The 20,879-nt window shown below is 66.0% G+C and carries 17 protein-coding genes; 9 read left to right on the top strand and 8 right to left on the bottom strand.

Features of this window, described 5'->3' with window-relative positions:
* Nucleotides 1-38: 38 nt before the first annotated feature.
* The gene (locus ACZK2G_RS12990) at nucleotides 39-983 is read right to left on the bottom strand and encodes a FecR family protein (protein WP_136637853.1); all 945 of its coding nucleotides are present in this window, start codon (nucleotides 981-983) and stop codon (nucleotides 39-41) included.
* Nucleotides 980-1,498: a sigma-70 family RNA polymerase sigma factor gene (locus ACZK2G_RS12985; RefSeq protein ID WP_478473538.1), complete on the bottom strand. Its 519-nt coding sequence runs from the start codon at nucleotides 1,496-1,498 to the stop codon at nucleotides 980-982. Before ACZK2G_RS12985 ends, ACZK2G_RS12990 begins: the two co-directional genes overlap by 4 nt.
* A 145-nt stretch (nucleotides 1,499-1,643) precedes the next feature.
* On the opposite strand from ACZK2G_RS12985, the gene ACZK2G_RS12980 reads away from it, so the two are divergent.
* Both ACZK2G_RS12980 and betT read left to right on the top strand, forming a co-directional pair.
* Nucleotides 1,644-2,024 (top strand): VOC family protein, encoded by a 381-nt coding sequence (locus ACZK2G_RS12980; protein ID WP_006372781.1) that lies wholly within the window; start codon nucleotides 1,644-1,646, stop codon nucleotides 2,022-2,024.
* Between the two features lie 195 nt (nucleotides 2,025-2,219).
* Complete coding sequence (gene betT, locus ACZK2G_RS12975; RefSeq protein ID WP_046987060.1) at nucleotides 2,220-4,199, top strand: choline BCCT transporter BetT; 1,980 nt, start codon at nucleotides 2,220-2,222, stop codon at nucleotides 4,197-4,199.
* Between the two features lie 80 nt (nucleotides 4,200-4,279).
* Here betT and ACZK2G_RS12970 read toward each other — a convergent pair whose 3' ends face one another.
* Nucleotides 4,280-6,904 (bottom strand): TonB-dependent receptor, encoded by a 2,625-nt coding sequence (locus ACZK2G_RS12970; RefSeq protein ID WP_478473537.1) that lies wholly within the window; start codon nucleotides 6,902-6,904, stop codon nucleotides 4,280-4,282.
* A 249-nt stretch (nucleotides 6,905-7,153) separates the two neighbouring features.
* Nucleotides 7,154-8,131 carry a zinc-binding dehydrogenase gene (locus tag ACZK2G_RS12965; protein WP_046987062.1) on the bottom strand — a complete coding sequence of 326 codons (978 nt, stop codon included), beginning with the start codon at nucleotides 8,129-8,131 and terminating at the stop codon, nucleotides 7,154-7,156.
* A 482-nt stretch (nucleotides 8,132-8,613) separates the two neighbouring features.
* Between ACZK2G_RS12965 and ACZK2G_RS12960 the strand changes: the two genes are divergently transcribed.
* The 4 genes from ACZK2G_RS12960 to ACZK2G_RS12945 all read left to right on the top strand — a co-directional run bounded on the left by ACZK2G_RS12960 (nucleotide 8,614) and on the right by ACZK2G_RS12945 (nucleotide 12,832).
* Complete coding sequence (locus tag ACZK2G_RS12960; RefSeq protein WP_295381366.1) at nucleotides 8,614-10,926, top strand: ribonucleoside-diphosphate reductase subunit alpha; 2,313 nt, start codon at nucleotides 8,614-8,616, stop codon at nucleotides 10,924-10,926.
* Nucleotides 10,927-11,000: 74 nt separating this feature from the next.
* Entirely contained in the window at nucleotides 11,001-12,041 is a 1,041-nt protein-coding gene (locus ACZK2G_RS12955) for a ribonucleotide-diphosphate reductase subunit beta (protein ID WP_046987064.1), read from the top strand.
* Between the two features lie 13 nt (nucleotides 12,042-12,054).
* Nucleotides 12,055-12,534, top strand: a complete 480-nt coding sequence (locus tag ACZK2G_RS12950) for a flavodoxin (RefSeq protein WP_046987068.1) — start codon at nucleotides 12,055-12,057, stop codon at nucleotides 12,532-12,534.
* On the top strand, nucleotides 12,506-12,832 hold the full coding sequence (locus ACZK2G_RS12945; RefSeq protein ID WP_032975313.1) for a thioredoxin family protein: 327 nt from the start codon (nucleotides 12,506-12,508) through the stop codon (nucleotides 12,830-12,832). Before ACZK2G_RS12950 ends, ACZK2G_RS12945 begins: the two co-directional genes overlap by 29 nt.
* A 93-nt stretch (nucleotides 12,833-12,925) precedes the next feature.
* Here ACZK2G_RS12945 and ACZK2G_RS12940 read toward each other — a convergent pair whose 3' ends face one another.
* A complete protein-coding gene (locus ACZK2G_RS12940; RefSeq protein WP_046987065.1) occupies nucleotides 12,926-14,257 on the bottom strand; it encodes an Nramp family divalent metal transporter in 1,332 nt (443 codons plus the stop codon).
* 116 nt (nucleotides 14,258-14,373) lie between these two features.
* Here ACZK2G_RS12940 and mntR point away from each other — a divergent pair, with 116 nt between their 5' ends.
* Nucleotides 14,374-14,844, top strand: coding sequence for a manganese-binding transcriptional regulator MntR (gene mntR, locus ACZK2G_RS12935; RefSeq protein WP_014037494.1), 471 nt, complete (start codon nucleotides 14,374-14,376; stop codon nucleotides 14,842-14,844).
* A 68-nt stretch (nucleotides 14,845-14,912) separates the two neighbouring features.
* On the opposite strand, the gene ACZK2G_RS12930 is transcribed toward mntR, so the two are convergent.
* From ACZK2G_RS12930 to fabR, 3 genes are all read right to left on the bottom strand, one after another.
* On the bottom strand, nucleotides 14,913-15,473 hold the full coding sequence (locus tag ACZK2G_RS12930) for a thioredoxin-like domain-containing protein (protein ID WP_136637858.1): 561 nt from the start codon (nucleotides 15,471-15,473) through the stop codon (nucleotides 14,913-14,915).
* Entirely contained in the window at nucleotides 15,463-17,619 is a 2,157-nt protein-coding gene (locus ACZK2G_RS12925; RefSeq protein ID WP_046987067.1) for a TonB-dependent receptor plug domain-containing protein, read from the bottom strand. The genes ACZK2G_RS12930 and ACZK2G_RS12925 overlap by 11 nt, the downstream gene beginning before the upstream one ends.
* A 277-nt stretch (nucleotides 17,620-17,896) precedes the next feature.
* Complete coding sequence (fabR, locus tag ACZK2G_RS12920; RefSeq protein WP_005409961.1) at nucleotides 17,897-18,553, bottom strand: HTH-type transcriptional repressor FabR; 657 nt, start codon at nucleotides 18,551-18,553, stop codon at nucleotides 17,897-17,899.
* A 92-nt stretch (nucleotides 18,554-18,645) separates the two neighbouring features.
* Between fabR and ACZK2G_RS12915 the strand changes: the two genes are divergently transcribed.
* Together ACZK2G_RS12915 and ACZK2G_RS12910 are read left to right on the top strand one after the other, a co-directional pair.
* Nucleotides 18,646-19,716 (top strand): ferredoxin reductase, encoded by a 1,071-nt coding sequence (locus ACZK2G_RS12915; protein WP_478473534.1) that lies wholly within the window; start codon nucleotides 18,646-18,648, stop codon nucleotides 19,714-19,716.
* A gap of 12 nt (nucleotides 19,717-19,728) precedes the next feature.
* On the top strand, nucleotides 19,729-20,877 hold the full coding sequence (locus tag ACZK2G_RS12910) for a fatty acid desaturase family protein (protein WP_046986157.1): 1,149 nt from the start codon (nucleotides 19,729-19,731) through the stop codon (nucleotides 20,875-20,877).
* Nucleotides 20,878-20,879 lie beyond the last annotated feature (2 nt).

Genomic DNA, 20,879 nt, shown 5'->3' with positions numbered 1-20,879 from the left:
GTATTGCCCGGTGAGCGCACAGAAAGGGAACCGCGATTTCAAAGCGGACGCACGACGGTCCACCACGGCCAGCGCTGCTCGATGCGGATCGGCAGGGCGCGGGCCAACAGTTGCAGTGCCTGCATGCTGTCGAGTCGCGGCAGCACCGCCGTGGCTTTCAATGCAGCAAGCGCCGGATCACAACCGAGATAGCCCTGATGGTGACGGGCCAGCTCATCGATGATCCGTATCATGGGTGTGTCCTGCACCTGCAGGCGTCCCTCCTGCCAGTCACCGCGCAACGGATCCGCAGCCACCGGGGAGAGTCCACCCATCGGGCCGATCTGCACGGCACCGCCAGCACGTATGTTCAGCGCCGCGCCGAACAGCGGCAGGCAGCGCACGGCACCTTCAAATACATCCAAGCGGCTGCCCTGCGCCTCGCGACCGACCGCGAAGCGGGTGCCGATCGGCTGCAGGCGTGCGCCCGGCACATGCACGCTCAAGGGCATGTCGGCGAAGGCGGGGTGATGGCCGGTCTGCAGCAGCAGTTCGCCACGCAGCAGATGCAGGGCGCGGCGGTCGCTGCCGATGTCGATCGTGACTTCACTGTCGGCGTTGAGCCACAGCTGGCTGCCGTCTGCCAGTATCCAGTGCCCGGTATGTCCGGCGGCGGTGCGTTGTGTCTGCAGGCCACGTTGTGCCTGCAGGCCATGCAGGCCCAGCAGCGAGACCGCGCCGATGCCAAGTGCACCTCCGAGGCCGCGCAGAGCCTGCCGGCGGCGACGGCCTGCGGCATCCAGCGCTGTGGCAGCGGCTGCTGCTGACAGGGGGGCAAAGGACTGCCAGACCGACTCGACCCGACGCCACGCATCGGCGTGGCCGGCATCAGCCTGCAGCCATGCGCGCCAGCGGTACTGCTCGTCATCACTCCAGCCCTGCTCGCGCAGCGCGAACCATTCGGCGGCTTGCTCCAGTGCTGGGCTGGCCAGCGCGGTGCTCATGCTGTTGCGCCGCCGGACAGGCGCAGGCAATGCAGCATCGCCTGCGCCATGTATTTCTTGACCATGCGTTCGGACACGCCCAGCTGTTGGCCGATCTCCGCATAGCCCAGGCCGGACAGTCGTGCCATCAGGAACGCACGGCGTGGCCGCTCGGCCAGGTCGGACAGCATGTCGGCGATGGCATGCAGCAGTTGCAGTGCCTGCGTGCGTTCTTCGGCCGATGGATGCACCGGCTCTGGCTGCGCGGCCAAGGCCGTCAGGTAGGCGCGCTCCAGATCCGCGCGCTGCCAGTGGTTGACCAGCAGCGCGTGCGCGATGGTGCTGAGATAGGCACGCGGCAGGCGCAGTTCGGTCGGATCGACGCGACGGCTGAGCAGGCGCACGAAGGTGTCCTGGGTCAGGTCGGCGGCGCAATCGGCGTTGTGGGTGCGGCGCCGCAGCCAGCCCAGCAGCCAGCCATGGTGTTCGCGGTAGAACCCCGCCAGCGCGGTGCTGGAGGCGGCGGGCACGGCCATCGGCATCGATCATTAATGAGAATGATTCCTATTATAGTGTGATCGAGCGGTGTACGACAAACCCTGCGCAGGGGGCAATGGCCAGGGCGTTTGCGATGACCGCCGGGCTCGCCGACACTGCGGTCTTTCCGCAGGGAGTGCCCGCATGTTCAGCCACATCACCGTTGGAACCAACGACATGGACGTCGCCCATCGCTTTTACGATGCATTGTTCACCGCCTTGGGCGCACGACCGGGCGTCTTCGATGACAAGGGCCGGCTGGTGTACTTCAAGGATGGCCGCATGTTCATCGTCACCGCACCGATCGATGGCGAGCCGGCCTGCCACGCCAATGGCGGCACCATCGGCTTCACCCTGGACAGTGCCGATGCCGTGCGTGGCTGGCAGGACGCAGGCGTAAGCCACGGTGGCACCGCCATCGAAGACCCGGCCGGTATCCGCAACATGGCCGGGCGGCAGCTGTTCCTGGCCTACCTGCGCGATCCGGATGGCAACAAGCTGTGCGCGGTGCATGTGATGTCGTGATTGGACAGTACGCGCGTGGCCGCGATGCACGCGGTCCGCGCGCGGCTGCGCTTGCAGGCGCGCTTCGGCGCGCGCGTGATAGCACGGAATGGTGGACCGGGCCTGTGACCGCAGGCTGCAACTTCATGCTCTGTCCACTGCGGTTCAGCCACAATCGGTCGGCTAACCCCTTGATCTACCGGAGAACGCCGCCCCATGGAAGTACTGGAGCCGCAACAATCCCCGGTGCGCACCCTTCGACCTGTGTTCGCCTTCGCGGCGATCGTTGTCGTGGCGTTCGCGCTGTTCGTCAGCCTGTTCCCGCTCGGTGCGGGCCGCCTTCTGGTCAAGGCGCAGGACTGGGCCGCCCTCAATGTCGGCTGGTACTACCTGCTGGCAATGACCCTGTACCTGGTGTTCGTGGTCGGCGTGGCGCTGTCCAAGTATGGCGGCATCAAGCTCGGCGCGGACCATGACGAGCCGGAGTTCAGCTATCTCTCCTGGGCCGGCATGCTGTTTGCCGCCGGCATCAGCATTACGCTGTTCTTCTTCTGCGTCTCCGAACCTCTGACCCATTACATGCAGCCGCCGCAAGGCGATCCGGCGGCCGGTGAGGCCGGTGCGCGCCAGGCCATGCAGCTGCTGTTCCTGCACTGGGGCCTGCATGGCTGGGGCGTGTTCGCGCTGGCGGCGATGGCGATGGCCTACTTCGCCTACCGGCACAATCTGCCGCTGGCACTGCGTTCGGCCCTCTACCCGCTGATCGGCAAGCGCATCAATGGCCCGATCGGCTACACCGTGGACGCGCTGGGCATTGTCGCCACCGTGTTCGGCATTGGCGCCGACATGGGCTTCGGCGTGCTGCACCTCAACGCAGGCCTGTCGCACCTGTTCAACATCCCGCACTCCAACCTGGTGCAGATCATCCTGGTGGTCGCCATGATGGGCGCAGCGGTGGCGGTGGCCGTTTCCGGGGTGGAAAAGGGCGTGCGCTGGATGGCCAACATCAACATGCTGCTGGCGATCGCGCTGGTGCTGTTCATGCTGTGCGCCGGCCCCACCCAGTACCTGCTCAGCACGCTGATGCAGAACCTGGGCGACTACCTCGGTAGCGTGGTGGGCAAGAGTTTCGATGTGTACGCCTATGGCGGCCGTCCCGAATGGCTGGGCGGCTGGACGGTGTTCTACTGGGCCTGGTGGATCGGCTGGGCGCCGTTCGTCGGCCTGTTCATCGCCCGCATCTCGCGTGGCCGCACCATCCGCGAGTTCGTGTTCGGCGTGCTGCTGATCCCGCTCGGCTTCACCCTGGCGTGGCTGTCGATCTTCGGCAACAGTGCACTGGACCAGGTGCTGCACCATGGCCAGCAGCAGTTGGCACAGCTGGCGGTGGATGACCCACCCACCGTGCTGTATGCCCTGCTGGATGGGTATCCGTGGAGCAAGGCGGTGATCGCGGTGACCGTGCTGATCAGCTTCATCTTCTTCGTGACGTCGGCGGATTCGGGGGCGGTGGTGTTGTCCACGCTGTCCTCGCATGGCGGTGCGCCCGAGGACGATGGCCCACGCTGGCTGCGTGTGTTCTGGGGCACGGTGATCGCGGTGCTGACCGCTGGCCTGCTGTTGGCCGGCAGCATCGATGCATTGAAATCGGCGGTGGTGCTGGCGTCGCTGCCGTTCTCGGCGGTGCTGTTGCTGATGATGTGGGGCCTGACCCGCGCCTTCAGCGATGAGTCGCATCGCAAACGCGCGCAGCAATACCGGCCTTCGCCGCTGATCGGCGACGACCGCCACCACCAGGGCTGGCGCCAGCGCCTGACCCAGGCCATGCATTTCCCGGTGCGCGACCAGGTCTACCGCTTCATGGACGACACCGTGAAGCCGGCGATGGAGGCGGTGGCCGAGCAGCTGCGAGGGCAGGGTTGGGATGTGGCCACGCGCTTCGAGGCCGGTGACATGGAGCTGTCGGTGAATCACGGCGAGCAGCAGGATTTCCAGTACCGGGTAATCCTCAGTGGCTACCTGACCCCGTCGTTCGCCGCACAGCAGCTGCGCAACCAGCGCTATTACCGCGCCGAAGTGCATCTGTACGAAGGCAGCCAGGATTACGATCTGGTGGGCTACAGCCGCAAGCAGATCATCAACGACATCATCAGCCAGTACGAACGGCACCTGCAGTTCCTGCATCTGAGCCGCTGATGCGGTGGGTGCGGTGGTAGTGCCGGCCGCTGGCCGGCAACGCGAACGGGGCGGCGCATCACCGCCGCCCCGTTACCGCTTCAGAACCGGTAGCGAGCGCCGAGCGAGACGAACTGCCCGCGCAGGTTGTACTGGCTGATGTCGAAGCCATTGGAGCCGCCGGCCGGATCGAACGGCGGGTCCTTGTCGGTCAGGTTCAGCACCGACAGCGACAGCGTGGTGTTGGCAATGCCTTCGTACGCCACGTAAAGATCCAGTTGGTGATAGGGCTTGATGCGGTCGCGCAATCCCGGGTTGCTGGTCGCCGTCGCTACGCGCTGGTCGTAGCCGCTCACGTACTGCAGGCTCAGCGTACTGCTCCAGTCGCCCACCGCCCAGTTCAGCGAGGTCGTGCCGCGCGTACGCGGCAGTGCGCCGTGGCGGTTGTTGCCGGCCCCTTCGTACGGCGCCTGGCCGGCCACCAGCGGTTGCTTGAAGCTGAGCAGATGGGTCCAGCTGCCGGCCACGGTGAAGTTGCCCCAGCCGTCGGTGCGGAAGGTGCGGCTGGCGTCCAGGTCCAGCCCCGAGGTGGTCAGCTCACCCTGGTTGGCGTACTGGTTGGTGATGAACTGGATGCGGCCGTTCTCGCGCTGCACGCGGCCCGGGAACAACTCTGGGTGATCGACGATGTATTGCGCGCTGTCCGGCTTGACCAGGTTGTCCTGCTCGATGCGGTACCAGTCCAGGCCGATGCTGGTATCGCCATCCGGCGACCACACGGCACCCACGTTGAAATTGCGCGAGCGCTCGGCCTTCAGGTCCGGGTTGCCGGTGCGGATGTTGGTCACGCCACGGCTGCCGCCGGGCTGCAGCGGATCCAGCGGATCGATCACCGAGCCGTAGCTGACGGTCTGGCCCGGCGCGATCTCCGGCAGCGACGGCGCGCGGAAGCCGCGTGAGAACGAGCCGCGCAGCAGCAGGCTGTCCAGCGGCTGCCAGCGCAGCGCCACCTTCGGCGAGAACGCCTTGCCGAAGTCATCGTAGCGGTCGCCGCGACCGGCCAGCTGCAGTTCCAGCGTGCGGTGCAACGGCACGCTCAGTTCGGCGTAGGCGGCACTGACCTGGCGCTCGCCGTTGACCACGTTGATGGCCGGGCGCAGTTCGGTGCCCGACAGCACCTGCGCACTGGTACGCGCATCCAGCGATTCCTTGCGGAACTCGGCGCCCCAGGCGAAGCCGACTGCACCGGCCGGCAGCTCCCACAGCGAGGTCGAGGCCTTCACGTTCAACGCGTGCAGCTTGTACCAGCCCGGGCGCTTGGTCTGCAGGCGCAGTGCATCCAGCGCCCCCGGCGTGCTGGACGGGTTGAGGAAGTTGTAGCTGCCATCGCGCAGGATCTGCTCGAACGCGTAGCGGTTGACGAAGTTATCGACGTACTCGCGCTGCGCGCTCTGCGAGGTCAGCGCTGCCACTTCCCAGTCCCAGCGCTCGCCGCTGCCGCGCACGCCGGCCAGGGCACGGTAGAACACCTGGGTGTTGTCCTTCAGTCGCGGGCCGAGATCGAAGAAGGTGTACTCGAACGGCAGCGGCGTGTTGCCCGGATTGTTCGGATGACCGACCGGCAGCACCGCCGGAACGTCGATCAGGGTGCCGGTGGCCGGGTTGTAGGCGCGCAGGCCGGGGCCAACGGTCAGCGGCGCGCTGAAGATCTGGTCGGCCTTGTTGTGGCTGTACAGGACGTCGGCGAACGCTTCGATGCTGTCATTGAAGCGGTAGGTCGCGCTCAACGAAGCCTGCAGGCGCTCGGCGCCGGGCTGCAGGGTCTTGAACGGCTGGGCATTGAAGGCGCAGGCCTGGCCGGGCAGGGTGCTACCGAAGTCGCTGTACGGACGCAGCTGGCTGCCGTCGGGGCAGTTGGCGAACGGCTGCGGTGCACGGGGGTTGCTCAGCCAGTTGCCACCGGCAGTGGACCAGCCGGCCAGGCGGCCACCGGGCTTGTCGCGGAAGTCACCACTGCGGGTATAGGCGCGGTCATCGCCATCGAGGCGGTCGCGCTTGAGCAGGTCCAGCCCGAACAGCACGTTCCAGCCCTGCTGTTCCAGATCACCGAAGCCGGCCAGCAGGTTGGCCTTGCGCTCGTCCAGTCCACCCTGGGTGGCGGTACCGAAACCACCGCCGACTTCCACGCCCTGGAAGTTCTTTCGCAGGATGATGTTGATGACGCCAGCGATGGCATCTGAGCCGTACACTGCCGAAGCGCCATCCTTCAGCACTTCGATGCGCTCGACCGCGCTGATCGGCAGTGCGTTGAGGTCGACGAAGGTGTCCTGGGTATTGAGTGCAAAGCCGAAGTTGGAGACGCGATAGCCGTTGACCAGCACCAGCGTGTTCTTCGGCGACAGGCCGCGCAGGCCGATCGACGCCGAGCCCGCGGCGAAGCTGCCGGTGTACTGCTCGTCGAAACTGTTGCCGGCGTTGGCCGACAGGTTGCGCAGCACGTCGGTGAGGGTGGAGCGGCCGGTCTGCTCGATCTGTTCGCGGCTGACGATCTGCACCGGGTTGGGCCCAGCGGTATCGCTGCGCTTGATGTTGGAGCCGGTCACAAGCACGGTGCCTAGGGTGGTGCTGTCCTTGCCGGAGTCGGCGGTTTCAGCGGCGCCGGCAGCGCCGGCGATGAGGCCCAGCGCGATGGCGCTGGCAGGCAGGTTCAGGGTGGTGCGGTACATGGAAGCGACAACGCCGAACGGGGGAGGAGCCGTCAGTACCGCACGCAGCCACGTGCGCCTTCCAATGACGAAAGCGCATTCAGTTATACATCACAGGTTCTTAACGAAAGTCTGCACCCTCGATGGGGCGGTCTGCGCTTCGGTGGGTGAGGACCGCTCTTTGGTGGGTGCGGACCGTTGGTCCGCACTCCTCCCAGGGGTCAGATCCCTTTCCAACGGAAAGGGATCTGACCCCGGTTGTCCAGCCCATCAAGGCCGCAGCAACACCTTGCCGTTACGGCCCGAACCCGCGCCGGCCTTCGCTGCCTGGGTGATGTCGTCCAGCGCGAAGATCTGCTCCACCGGGAGGGTCAGTTCGCCGCTCGCCGCACGCTTCAGCAGTTCGCCAACCAACCGCCGCTTGTCTTCCACCGCCATTGCCTGGCTGACCTTGCTGCCCCAGAAGCCCTTCACCGTGGCTTCCTTGTAGATCAGGCCTCCGGCGGGAATGCGCATCGGTTCGCCGCTCATCACACCGAAAGAGACCAGGGTGCCGTGGTGGCCGAGCAGGTCGACCAGGTCGCCGCTGGCATCGCCACCGATGGAGTCGACTGCAGCAGCGGCCTGCGCTTCGCCGGTGGCTTCGCGCACGCGGTCCTTCCAGCCGTCCACCGAGGTATCGAACACGTGATCGATGCCCAGTGCCTGCAGTTGCGCCACGGCCTCGGCATTGCGCACCAGGTTGGCCACGTGCACGCCGCGCGCCTTTGCGAGCATCGCCAGCGATTTGCCGACGGCACCGTTGGCGGTGTTCTGCACGATCCACTGGCCCTGCTCGACGTGCAGGAATTCCAGCAGCATCAACGCGCTCAGCGGCATGGCGATCAGCTGTGCGGCCATTTCATCGGCGATCGCGTCCGGCATCGGGATCACCATCCGCGCCGGTGCGATGAACGCTTCGGCCCAGGTGCCGTGCACCGAGGCGGCGGCAACCCGCTGGCCGATCTGCAGGCCGTCGACGCCTTCGCCGAGCGCATCGACCACGCCCAGTGCTTCGCTGCCGCCGATCGCCGGCAGCGTCGGCTTGTAGCCATACAGGCCACGCACGGTCAGCAGATCGTGGTTGTGGATCGAGGCCAGCACGGTGCGGATGCGTACTTCGCCGGGACCGGGTTCGGGCAGGGGGGCATCGGCAACGGCGAGGACCTGGGCTGGATCGCCGAAGGAGGAGTACAGGGCAGCGCGCATGGGCGGTGTTCCAATGAAAGTTGAAGTTGTACCGAACTGGGGATGCGCTCAGCGTCGACAAGGCCGCGCACGTGCAACACGGCATCCTGCGACCGATGGTCGCGTTGGCGCGCGATCACCGCATCTTGTGTTGACGGCTCGGAACATCCCCACTATGTTGTGTCCGTCACTCCCGGTCAGCCGCCGCCGCCGGACATGCAGCAAACGTCCCGCGGCCCGCCCCTGAAGGCTTGCCGTGTCGACGCGGCCGCCACCGTGCGGACGCAGGTCGCCCCCACGGCCCGGATACCGGCCGCAGGCGCAGGCAGATGCCGACGACCTGTGTTCCCGCCCCTTGGCACTTCACCCGTTCGCCCCGTGCGCCGGTATCGCGTGCAGGGCCGCCATGGCATCGGGCGCCGACGCGCGCACGAGCCTGGAGTTCCACCACAATGACCGACAGTACCTTCCGCGTGGCCGACCTGGCCGGCGCCGGCGACGCCATGCGCGCCAGCGGCGACCGCGTGCCGACCTGGATCACCAAGGAAGCCGGCAATCGTCGCCTGCCGTTCGATGCGGCGCGCCTGCTGCGCAGCATCGATACCATCCACGCCGAGCTGCCGCAGCTGGATGTGGCCGACTATCGCCGCGTGGTGCTGGCGATGGTCGAACGCAAGCCCAGCATCAGTGCCGATGATCTGGTGGATCTGCTGATCCGCGAAGCGGAATCGCGCGTCGACCTTGTCGCGCCGCAGTGGGAACAGTTCGCTGCACGCCTGTACCTGCGCCGGCTGTACAAGCGCGCCAGCCGCAACCGCTTCTACGATGTCAGCCTGAAGTACGGTTCCTACGTGGGCCTGCAGGAAAGCCTGGCCGACCGCGGCATCTACAGCAATGACATCCTGCGCTGCTATTCGAAGGAAGAGCTGCAGCAGGCCGGCGAGATGATCGACCCCGAACGCGATCGTCTGTTCGCCTACAACGGGCTGTACCTGCTGGCCACGCGCTACCTGGCTACCGATCGCAGCCGCGAGGTGTATGAGCTGCCGCAGGAGCGTTGGCTGACCATTGCCCTGTACCTGATGCAGGAGGAAAAGCCGCGTGAGCGGCGCATGCAGTTGGTCGGCGAGGCGTATTGGGCGCTGTCCAATCTGTACATGACGGTAGCTACGCCGACGTTGGCCAATGCCGGCAAGGTGGGCGGGCAGCTGTCGAGCTGCTTCATCGACACGGTGGACGACAGCCTGCAGGGCATCTATGACTCCAATACCGATATCGCGCGCGTGTCCAAGCACGGCGGCGGCGTCGGCGCCTACCTGGGCTACGTACGCAGCAGCGGTGCGCCGATCCGTGGCGTGGCCAACTCCTCCGGCGGCGTGGTGCCGTGGATCAAGCAGCTCAACAACACGGCGGTGTCGGTCGACCAGCTCGGCCAGCGCAAGGGCGCGGTGGCGGTGTATCTGGACATCTGGCACCGCGACATTGAAGCGTTCATGGACCTGCGCCTCAACAACGGCGACCAGCGCCTGCGTGCGCATGATGTGTTCACCGCCATCTGCGTGCCGGATCTTTTCATGGAGGCCGTCGAGCGCCGTGCCGACTGGTACCTGTTCGATCCGCACGAGGTGAAGCAGGCCAAGGGCTGGTACCTGCAGGATTTCTACGACGAGAAGCGAGGGCAGGGCAGCTTCCGTGACCGCTACGCCGAGCTGGTGGCCGACGAGCGCATCAGCCGTCGCACGGTGAAAGCGATCGACCTGTTCAAGCGGATCATGCTCAGCCAGCTGGAAACCGGCAACCCGTTCCTGTTCTACCGCGACGAAGTGAACCGCAAGAACCCGAACAAGCATGCGGGCATGGTCTATTCCAGCAACCTGTGCACCGAGATCCTGCAGAACATGAGCCCGACGCGGATGATCCAGGAGATCGTCAGCGGCGACCAGATCGTCACGACGCGTCGTGCCGGTGACTTCGTGGTCTGCAACCTGTCTTCGATCAACCTCGGCCGTGCGATCAGTGCACCGGATGACCTGTTGGCCACCGACGTGCTGGAACGCCTGATCCCGATCCAGGTGCGCATGCTCGACAACGTGATCGACCTCAACGCACTGCCGGTGCCGCAGGCCACGATCACCAACCGCAAGTACCGCGCCATCGGCCTGGGTACGTTCGGCTGGCACCACCTGCTGGCGCAGCAGTCGATCCAGTGGGAGTCGCAGGATGCCGAAGAGCTGGCCGACCGCCTGTACGAGCGCATCAACTTCCTGACCATCCAGGCCAGCGCGCAGCTGGCCAAGGAGAAGGGCAGCTATCCGATGTTCGCCGGCAGCGACTGGCACAACGGCAACTATTTCCGTGACCGCGATTACAGTGGCGCGGCCTGGGACAGTCTTGCGCGCGAGGTGGCCACCAACGGCCTGCGCAACGGCTGGCTGCTGGCGGTGGCGCCGAACATGAGTACGGCACAGATCGCGGGTTCCACCGCCTCGATCGACCCGATCTACAGCGCGTTCTACTACGAGGAAAAGAAGGACTTCCGGCGTCCGGTGGCCGCACCGGGCCTGTCGCTGGAGACCTGGCCGTACTACGAGAAGGGTGCCTACAAGGTCGACCAGTTCGCCAGTGTTCGCCAGAACGCGCGCCGCCAGCGCCATGTCGATCAGTCGATCAGCTTCAACCTGTACGTGCCCAGCACCATCCGCGCCAGCACGCTGCTGGAGCTGCACCTGAGCGCCTGGCGCGAAGGCCTGAAGACCACCTACTACGTGCGCTCCAACGACATCGATATCAGCGAATGCGAGTGGTGCTCGAGCTGACCAGCCCGACCCCTCGGTGGTAGTGCCGGCCGCTGGCCGGCAACCCGTCAGCAACAGAACGAAGGCAGAAGACCATGGCAACACCCCTCGACCGCATCAAGATCCTCGAACCGCGCCACCCCAACCGCAGCACCGGCATCATCAACGGCCGCACCAGCGGCATCCTGAACTGGAACGACATTCCGTACCCGTCGTTCTATCGCGCCTACAAGGAGCTGTCGACCAACTTCTGGATCCCCGACGAAGTGGACATGAAGGTGGATGCACGCCAGTACGGCGAGCTCAACGCGCGCGAGAAGAACGCCTACGATTCCATCATCGGCCTGCTGGCCACGCTGGATTCGCCGCAGACGCGCTTCATCTACAACGTCGCCGAGTACATCACCGATCCGGCCGCGCACGCCAACGCGGCGATCATCGGCCAGCAGGAGGTGATCCACAACGAGAGCTACAGCTACGTGCTGGCCTCGATCACCGACCTGCCCAACCAGAACCGCATCTTCGAGATCGCCCGCACCCATCCCACCATCATCAAGCGCAACGCGCCGATCATGGGGGCCTATGACGATTTCATGCGCGAGAAGACTGCCGAAACGCTGCTGAAGTCGCTGATCCAGTCCTCGATCCTGGAAGGCATCAACTTCTATTCCGGGTTTGCGTACTTCTACAACATGGTGCGGCAGAACCGCATGAATGGCACCGGCAAGATCATCAGCTTCATCAACCGCGACGAGCTGGCGCATACCAAGTTCATCAGCGAGCTGATCCGCGCCATCATCGGTGAGAACCCGGAGCTGCAGACCAACGAGTTGACCGCCTACGTGCACCAGTCATTCGAGCATGCCATCGAGCTGGAGACGCAGTGGTCGTCGGAGGTGCTGGATGGTATTGATGGCATCGACGTGGACGAGATGGTGCGCTACGTGAAGTACCGCGCCAACAAGATGGCCGGCATGCTCGGCATCGAGCGCCTGTACAGCGACACCACCGACAACGTGATGCCGTGGATCAAGGCCTACGCCGACAACTTCACCGAGACCAAGACCGACTTCTTCGAGATGCGCAATGCAAGCTACAAGAAGACCAACGTCGACAACGGCTTCGACGACCTCTGAGGGCGGCCCGGCGCTGCGCATCCTGATCGTGGTGGCGTCGCTCAGCGGCAACACCCGTGAGCTCGGCCGCCACATCGCCGCGCGTTGCCGGGCCGCAGGCCACGCCGTGCACTGGCAGGAGGCCGACGACCTGCGCCAGGGCCCGCCGTTGCCGGTGGATGAGGCCGACCTGGTGCTGCTGGGCTGCTGGACCGACAACGCCGGGCGCACGCCATCGGAGATGAAGGCCTGGGTGGCAGGCATCGCCGAGCGCGGCCAGCGGCCGCGGCAGGTGGCGGTGTTCGGCACCGGTGAAACGCAGTGGGGGCAGGAGTACTACTGCGGTGCGGTGCACCGGCTGATCCGCTATTTCCACAGTGGCTACCCGCCGCTGGAGATCGAACAGATGCCACATGGCCGGCGGCATGCCGCGGCCATCGATACCTGGACCGATGCGGTCCTGGATCACTACTGGAGTACCACCGATGCAGATCATCGACGCCACCACGCCTGAGCAGTTCCAGCAGTTGCTGGCCGACCATCCACGCGTGCTGGTGGACTTCCACAAGGACCAGTGCCCGGGCTGCCGGATGCTGGACATGTCGCTGCAGCGGGTGGCCAGCGGCACTGCAGGCCAGGGCACGACCCTGCTGCGGGTGCAGCTGGAGGTGGTGGGCGAGGCGTTCTTCCGCGAGCTGGGCCTGCGGCAGACCCCTACGTTGTCGCTGTTCCTGGACGGTGACGAGCGCATGCGCATGCCGGGTTTCCAGTCGCCGCAGCAGATCGAAGCGGCCATCGCGGAGTTCCTGTAGCGCCGGTCATGCCACATCCACGCGTGGCGTGGATCTACTGCAGGTCGCCAGCGGTAGCGCCGGGCCATGCCCGGCGGATTCCCACCGCGCGGATCAACCAGCTGCGAACGTATCCACCAGCAGCTTCACGTTCAGCACCACGATCACCAGCGCGATCACCCACGCAATGCCGCCCAGCCAGCGCGGTGCCACCAGCGCGCCCATCGTCACTTTGTCGGTCACGATGCGTACCAGCGGGATGATCGCGAAGGGCAGCTGCATGGACAGCACCACCTGGCTCAGCACCAGCAGCTTCACCGCGCCCTGGTCGCCGAACAGCATGATGACCACCACCACCGGAATGATCGCCAGTGCGCGGGTGATCAGCCGCCGCAGCCACGGTGGCAGGCGCAGGCGCAGGAATCCTTCCATCACGATCTGCCCGGCCAGTGTCGCGGTCACCGTGGAGTTCAGGCCGGAGGCGAGCAGTGCCACCGCGAACAATGTCGAGGCCAGGCCGACGCCCAGCATCGGTGCCAGCAACTGGTGCGCCTGCTCGATGTCTTCCACGTCGAAACGGCCATTGGCATGGAACACCGCCGCTGCCAGGATCAGGATGCTGGCATTGATGAAGAGGGCCAGAGTCAGTGCAATGGTGCTGTCGGTAACCGCCCAGCGAAGCGCACTGCGGCGGCCCTCATCGGTGCGTGGGTAGGCGCGGGTCTGCACGATCGACGAATGCAGATACAGGTTATGCGGCATCACCGTGGCACCAATGATGCCGATGGCGATGTACAGCGCATGCGGATCGGTCACCACCTGCGCGCGCGGAATGAAGCCGCCCAGCACTGCCATCACCGGCGGCGCGGCCATCGCGATCTGCACCACGAAGCAGGCGAAGATCACCATCAGCAGCGCGATCACGAAGGCTTCCAGTGCACGGAAGCCGCGGTTCATCAGCAGCAGCACCAGCAGCGTGTCCAAGGCCGTGATCACCGCGCCCCACAGCAGCGGCAGGTCGAACAGCAGCTTCAGTGCGATCGCGGTGCCGATCACCTCGGCCAGATCGCAGGCGATGATCGCCGCCTCGCATAGCGCCCACAGCGCCAGGTTCACCGGCTTCGGGTAACGCGCGCGGCAGGCCTGCGCCAGGTCCATGCCGGTGGCGATGCCCAGCCGCGCCGACAGCGCCTGCAGGATCACCGCCATCAGGTTGGAAATGAGGATGACCGACAGCAGCAGGTAGCCGAAGCGCGAACCGCCGGCGAGGTCGGTGGCCCAGTTGCCCGGGTCCATGTAGCCGACCGAGATCATGTAGCCCGGGCCGAGGAAGGCCAGCAGGCGGAACCACCAGTGGCCCTTGTCGGGCACCGCCACCGAGGCGTTGAGCGCACCCAGGCTGGCCGCAGTGGAGGCCGAAGGGTCGCGGGGTGCCAGGGTGCTCATGGGTTCGAATATAGCTCCTGCTATAGTCATTAGCAATGTGAAACAATCGTCTTTATCGCGTTACTGGTCCAGAATTCAGGTTCAACACCGGAACTACCGGAAGGACAGGCGCAGGCGTGGGCAAGACCGACGATTCGACATCGCTGAAAAGCACCCCCTTGATCGAGGCCGAGCGCCAGGTCGAAAGCTTCCGGCAAGTGCGTGAGGCGCACCGTATGGAGCTGGTGGAGGACTATGTCGAGCTGATTTCGGACCTGCTGGCCGACGGCGGCGAGGCCCGCCAGGTCGACATCGCCACCCGCTTGGGAGTGGCTCAGCCCACCGTGGCGAAGATGCTGCGGCGCCTGGCCCGCGATGGCTGGGTGGTGCAGCGTCCGTATCGTGGCGTGTTCCTGACCCCGGAAGGCGAGGCGCTGGCGCATGCCAGTCGCCAGCGTCATCAGACCGTGGAGCGTTTCCTGCTGGCGCTGGGCGTGGACCCGGATACCGCCCGACGCGACGCCGAGGGTATCGAACACCATGTCAGCGAGCAGACGTTGGCGTTGTTCGAGGCGTTCGTGCGCAAGGCCGAGGGCGGGGCGCCGTAACGGCAGCGCCGGGCCATGCCTGGCGGCCGTAATGTGGCGTCACGCATTTCGCCGGGCATGGCCCGGCGCTACCGCGATTGGGTGCCGGCGTTGGGACAATGGGCCTGCTGCTGCGCGCACGCCCGGTTCGTCCATTCTTTCAACACAGGCTGCAGGCCTTGATAGCGTCGCCCGTGCCAGCCATTGGCCAGCACTTTGCCGTCGGCATCGATCAGCACCAGATTCGGCGGTGCCAGCCCGGCCAATGCCTGCAGTGCCGGCATGCGCGCGGCGCGGCGCGGGTCCAGCACCGGCCACGGCATGTCCTGCGCGTGCATGTAGCGGCGCAGCGCGCTGTCGCTCTCATCCAGGCTGACGTAGACCACTTCGGTATCGGCGCCGGCCTCGCGCAACGCGTCACGCACGCTGCGAAGGGTCGGTACGAAGGCATGGCAGGGCGCGCACCAGTCGGCACCGAAGTACAGCGCCACCAGTTTCGGCGGCGGTGACCACTGCATCGGCCGCAATGATCGCTGTTCCGGCCGCATCAACGAGGCCGAGACCTGAGCATGCAGGTCCGCGGCTATCGCCGGTGTGGCCAGCAGCACGGCACAGGCCAGCAACAGCGCTCGTAGTGGATCAGAACGCATAGCGCAGGTTGACGTACCACGAGCGCGCGAAACGCGGCCCGTAGACATAGTCGCTGTCACGCAGCGCGCCCACTTCCAGATCCTTCTGGCGCTGGTCGAATACGTTCTTGACGCCTGCGGCTACCGACACTTCCTGCTGCGCCTGCGCGCCCAGGTGACGGTGCCAACGCGCCCCGAGGTCGGTGACCAGGAACGAGCGCGTGCGGTGCAGTTCGCCCAGCCGGTTGTTCAGCACCGACATCGGGCCGGTGTGGCGCAGCGCGACGAAGGTTTCCCACGGTTCGGCCGGCATCCAGCTGAGCTGGGCCAGGCCGGTCCAGCGCGGCGTCTTCAGGTAGTCGCGGCTTTCGATGACGGTGTCGCCACCGTCGCCGGTGTCATCGAAGATGCGCTGCGGTTCGCGGAAGCGCGAGCGGTACCATGAGGCGCCTGCGGTCAGGCGCCACTGTGGCGATGGCTGCCAGCCGAGGTTGGTTTCCGCGCCCAGCACGTTGGAGCCGGAAGCGTTGTAGCGCAGCTGGCTCAATTGTCCGTCATCGCCGCGCTGGATCTCGCCCAGCGCGAAGGTGTCGCGGATGCGCGCATAGGAGGCAGTGGCATCCCAGCTCCAGACCGGATTCGCCGGGTCCGAGCGCCAGTCGAAGCCGAACAGCGTGGTCAACGCACGCTCTTCCTTCAAGCCGTCGGTATTGCGCACGCGCACCTGTTCCCCGCCAAGGGTATCGACATGCACGTCCTCGACGAAGATCTCCGGCGCACGGAAGCCGGTGGCAATGCCTGCCCGCCATTTCAGGTTCGGCGTGGCCTGCCAGGCCAGCGCGATGCGCGGCGAGAACACCGCGTTGTCCAGCTCCGAGCTCTTGTCCACGCGCGCACCCAATACCAGGTCGACGTTGTCGCGCAGGCTCCATTCGTCCTGGATGAAGGCCCCCAGGTTGTGGAAGGTAGCGTCCTCCAGAACCGCAAGGCGCTGGCCGTCACCGGTGCGGTTGTCGTCGCGCAGCGCCTCGTGCTTGTACTGCACGCCAAAGGCCAGCGCGTGCGCGCCCAAGCGCCAGTTCAACTGGCTGTCGATGTAGTGCAGCGGGTTGTGGGTGCGGCCGTACTGGCGCCACGAACGCGAGGCCGCGCTGCCGGTCACGTTCGGGTCCAGCTGCGACGGGTCATAGCCGGGCACCGACGGATCGGTGACGACGTCACCTAGACCGCCATAGAAACTGTCGCGGTCGATGTCGGCGAAGGCGTAGGCCAGGCGGAAATCGAGGTCGGCATTGATCTCCTGGTCCCACGACACGCTGCCTCGGCGGTACTTCGTATCCAGCGATTCGGCGATGTTGGCCAGATACTCGGGCTGGTCCAGGCGGTTGCCGCCGCGGCGGGTTTCATCGGTTACCTGCAGGTCCAGGCGCAGCCGCGTGCCCGGCGTGGGCGCGTACCAGGCCTGCAGCCCGCCGACCTTGAGGTTCTTGCGGGTGATTTCGGTATAGCCATCACCGTTGTAGTCGATGCCGCTGTTCCAGTTGCGCTGGGCAATCACCGATAGGCCGGCGTCTGCTTCCTTGGCCACCAGGTCCAGTCGCACGTCGGCATTCTTCTGCGGTGTGCCCTTCAGCACATCCACACCGGCCTGCACATGGCCACCGCTGCGCGCCGGCAGCGGGGGAATCAGGTTGATCACACCGGCCACCGCGCCCGGCCCATAGAGTGCCGAGCCGCCGCCCTTGACCACTTCGATGCGGTCGACGAAGCCGGCCGGAATCTGTTCCAGGCCGTACACGCTGCCCAGCGTGGACAGCAGCGGAATGCCATCGAACAACAGCTGGTTGTAGGCGCCGGGCAGGCCCAGCAGCTGTACTTCGCTGGTGTTGCAGTTCTGGCAGTTGCTCTCCACGCGCAGGCCGTTGATCAGCTCGGCGGCGCGCGAGAAGTCGGTAGCCGCGCGCAGCGCGATGTCTTCCTTGCGCAGCACCTCGGTGCGGATCGGCACGTCCGACAGCAGGCGTTCGCTGCGGGTGGCGGTGCTGACTTTGACCTGCACGCGGTCCAGCTCGGTCGGCTTCGGAGTGGCCGCCAGCGCGGGCAGGGGCAGGGGCAGGGAAATGGCGGCGGCCAGTGGCAAGCGGCGGAGGATGAGGGAAGCGGGCATGACGCGTCGTCCTTGGGGAGGGAGGGCGGCGAGGGCGGCCTGGCTGGCGCATATGAAAGCAGTGGCTTATAGATATAGCAAGTGCTATATAACGAAGTCGCAGCAAACCGGTGCGCCGCACAAGTCCAGAGGGATCATGGAGTTGTTATAACATTACATTCAACGCCTGCAACCCTGCCGGTGGTCATGCGCGGGGGATGGCGTTGCTGCGTGGGGCGGGGTGGCTGGGGTCAGAGTCCTTTCCTGAGGAAAGGGATCCGACCCCGGAGCCCTAACGTCAGCCGCGGCGGAATGCGGCCGGGGTGCGGGCGCCGACGATGATCATGCGGATCATCGTGGAGATCTGTTCGACCAGCTCCGGATCCTTTTCCGGCGGCAGGTCCATGGCGGTGGCGCCCATCGCGAACACCAGCCGGGTGATGGCCTTGGCCACCAGCTCCGGGGCGTGCAGCACCGCGCCATCCAATGCGGCCAGGCGCACCAGATCGTGCTGCAGCTCTTCCTCGAAGTAGTGCAGCTCGCGTTCGACCGCGTGCTTGAAGTCGTCCGAGCCGACCGCGCCTTCGCGCAGCAGCACATGCAGCAGCTTGTCGTCGGCGCGCAGCTGCTCCATGAAGGTCTCCACCGAGACCCGCACCACGCTGGTGGCGGTGGAGGTGGCGCGCTGCCGGGCCTCGCCGATGATGGTGCGCAGCGAACGGCCAGCCGCATCGATCAGCGCCACGGCCAGCTCGTCCATGTCGCGGAACTGCCGGTAGAAGCTGTTCGGGGCAATGCCGGCTTCACGTGCCACTTCGCGCAGGCTGAGCGTGGACAGGCTGCGGTGCGGCCCGATCAACTTCAGGGCGGCGGCCAGCAGATCCTCACGGCTCACCGTACGGCGGGCCGGGCTGTTGGCATCTTCGGGCGTCGACAAAGCGGTGGCGGCGGCCATGGGGGTTCCGGTGGGGCGAGGCTGAATCATACCCAATCCGGTTCAATATACACATGTATACACAGGTGTATGTGCGCCCGTATAGTGCGCCCATGAGCGCTGTCGTCCGTCCGTCCCTGTTCTCTCCATACCGCTGGGTCTCGCCGTCGCTGTTCGATTTCTGGGCGGGCCAGCTCAATCCCCTGTGGACCCTGCGCGAGCCGATGGCCCGCCTGGTCCGGCGCGAGCCGGCCGGCGAGGGCGCGGCGAACCTGGTCCTGCGCACCAACCGGCACTGGGCCGGCATGCGTGCCGGCCAGCACGTCACCCTGGGCGTCGAGATTGAAGGGCGCCTGTGGCAGCGCAGCTACAGCCCCACCGCACTGGGTCGGCGCGAGCTGGCGATCACCGTCAAGGCGATCGACGGTGGCCGGGTCAGCCAGCATCTGGTCAACCATGCGCAGCCGGGCGAACTGTTCCGCCTCGATGCCGCCTTCGGCGAGTTCCATATGCCGGCCGCGGCGCCGGTGCTGCTGCTGGCGGCCGGCAGTGGCATCACGCCGATGCGCAGCCTGTTGCGCGAGGCCTGCCAGCGCCCGCTGGCGGCGCCGGTGGACCTGTTCTACTGGGAGCGCACCGCTGCCCATCTGCAGTTCCGTGATGAACTGCAGGCGCTGGCCGCAGCGCATCCGAACCTGCGCGTGCATCTGCTGACCACCCGCGAGGGTGAAGCGCCGGCCGCGCGTATCGATACCCATGAACTGCAGGTGGCCGGCGATGACACGCCGTTGGTGCAGCGCCATGTGCTGGCCTGCGGCCCTGATGGCTTCGTTGCCGCCGCGCGTGAACGCCTGGCGCACCAGGTGGCCGGTTTCCAGGCCGAAGCCTTCACTCCGCCGGCGCCGCTGCGCGATGCCAGCAGCGAAGGCGAGGTGTCGCTGACCCTTGCGCGCAGTGGCCGCCAGCTGAGCGTGCCGCGTGGCCGCTCGCTGCTGGAAAGCCTCGAAGCCCACGGCATCAAGCCCAAGCATGGCTGCCGCATGGGTATCTGCAACAGTTGTAGTTGTGATCGCGTCAGTGGTGCCACCCGCCACCTGCGCACCGGCGACCTGCAGTCTGAATCGGCGCAGCCGGTGCGGATCTGCGTGAGCGCGCCGACCACCGACCTGACCCTGGATCTCTGAGGACCCGTTGCCATGACCCGCGCTACCGACCGTGCTCTGAGCACCACCGAGATGCAAGCCTTCGGCCAGGAACTCGATGCGATCCGCGACCGCGTGATCGGCAGCCTTGGCGCTTCCGATACCCGCTACATCCGCCGCGTGGCCGCCGCAGTGCGCTGGTTTGGCGTGGGTGGCCGTGGCCTGCTGTTCCTGGCGGCGTTCTCGCCGTTGTTCTGGATGCCGCTGCTGTGGCCGGCCGCGATCACTGGCACGCTGCTGCTGGCGCTGTCGAAGATCCTGGAGAACATGGAGCTGGGCCACAACGTCATGCACGGCCAGTTCGACTGGACCGGCGACCCCAAGCTCAACGGCAACACCTACGAGTGGGACATCGTTGCCACCGCCGACAACTGGCGCAAGACCCACAATTTCCGCCACCACACCTACACCAACGTGCGTGGCATGGACGATGACATCGGCTACGGCCTGCTGCGCATCTTCCCGGAACAGCGCTGGAAGCCGTTCTACCTGCTGCAGCCGATCATCGCGCCGATCTTCGCGCTGCTGTTCCAGTGGGGCGTGGCCGCGCAGGACCTGCGCCTGGGTCGTTGGCTGAAGGGCCGCATCAGTGGCCGTGCGATGTGGATGCAGACCCGCCCGGTGGCGCGGAAAATGGCCCGTCAGGTGCTGAAGGACTACGTGTTCTTCCCGCTGCTGGCCGGCCCGTTCTTCCTCACCGTGATGCTGGGCAACATGGTGGCCAACGGCCTGCGCAACATCTGGACCTACGTGATCATCTTCTGCGGCCACTTCACTGCCGAGTCGGAAACCTTCCCGAAGGAGTGCCTGCGCAATGAGTCGCGCGGCCATTGGTACCTGCGCCAGCTGCGCGGTTCTTCCAATATCAGCGGCGGCTTCCTGATCAACGTGCTCTCGGGCAACCTCAGCCACCAGATCGAGCACCACTTCTACCCCGACCTGCCGGCCAACCGCTATGCGGCCATCGCCAAGGAAGTGAAGGACATCTGCCGCCGTTACGGCCAGCACTACAACAACGGTTCGCTGCCGCGCCAGTTCGGCCAGGTGGTCTGGCGCATCCTGCGCCACGCGTTCCCGAGCAAGCCGCGCCGCCTGCCGATGTCGGACATCATGTCCGCACCGGCATCGGCCAACGCGGGCTGATC

This window comes from Stenotrophomonas sp. 107298_Sma (assembly GCF_056480345.1).
This window is presented reverse-complemented; position numbering and strand designations above follow the sequence as displayed.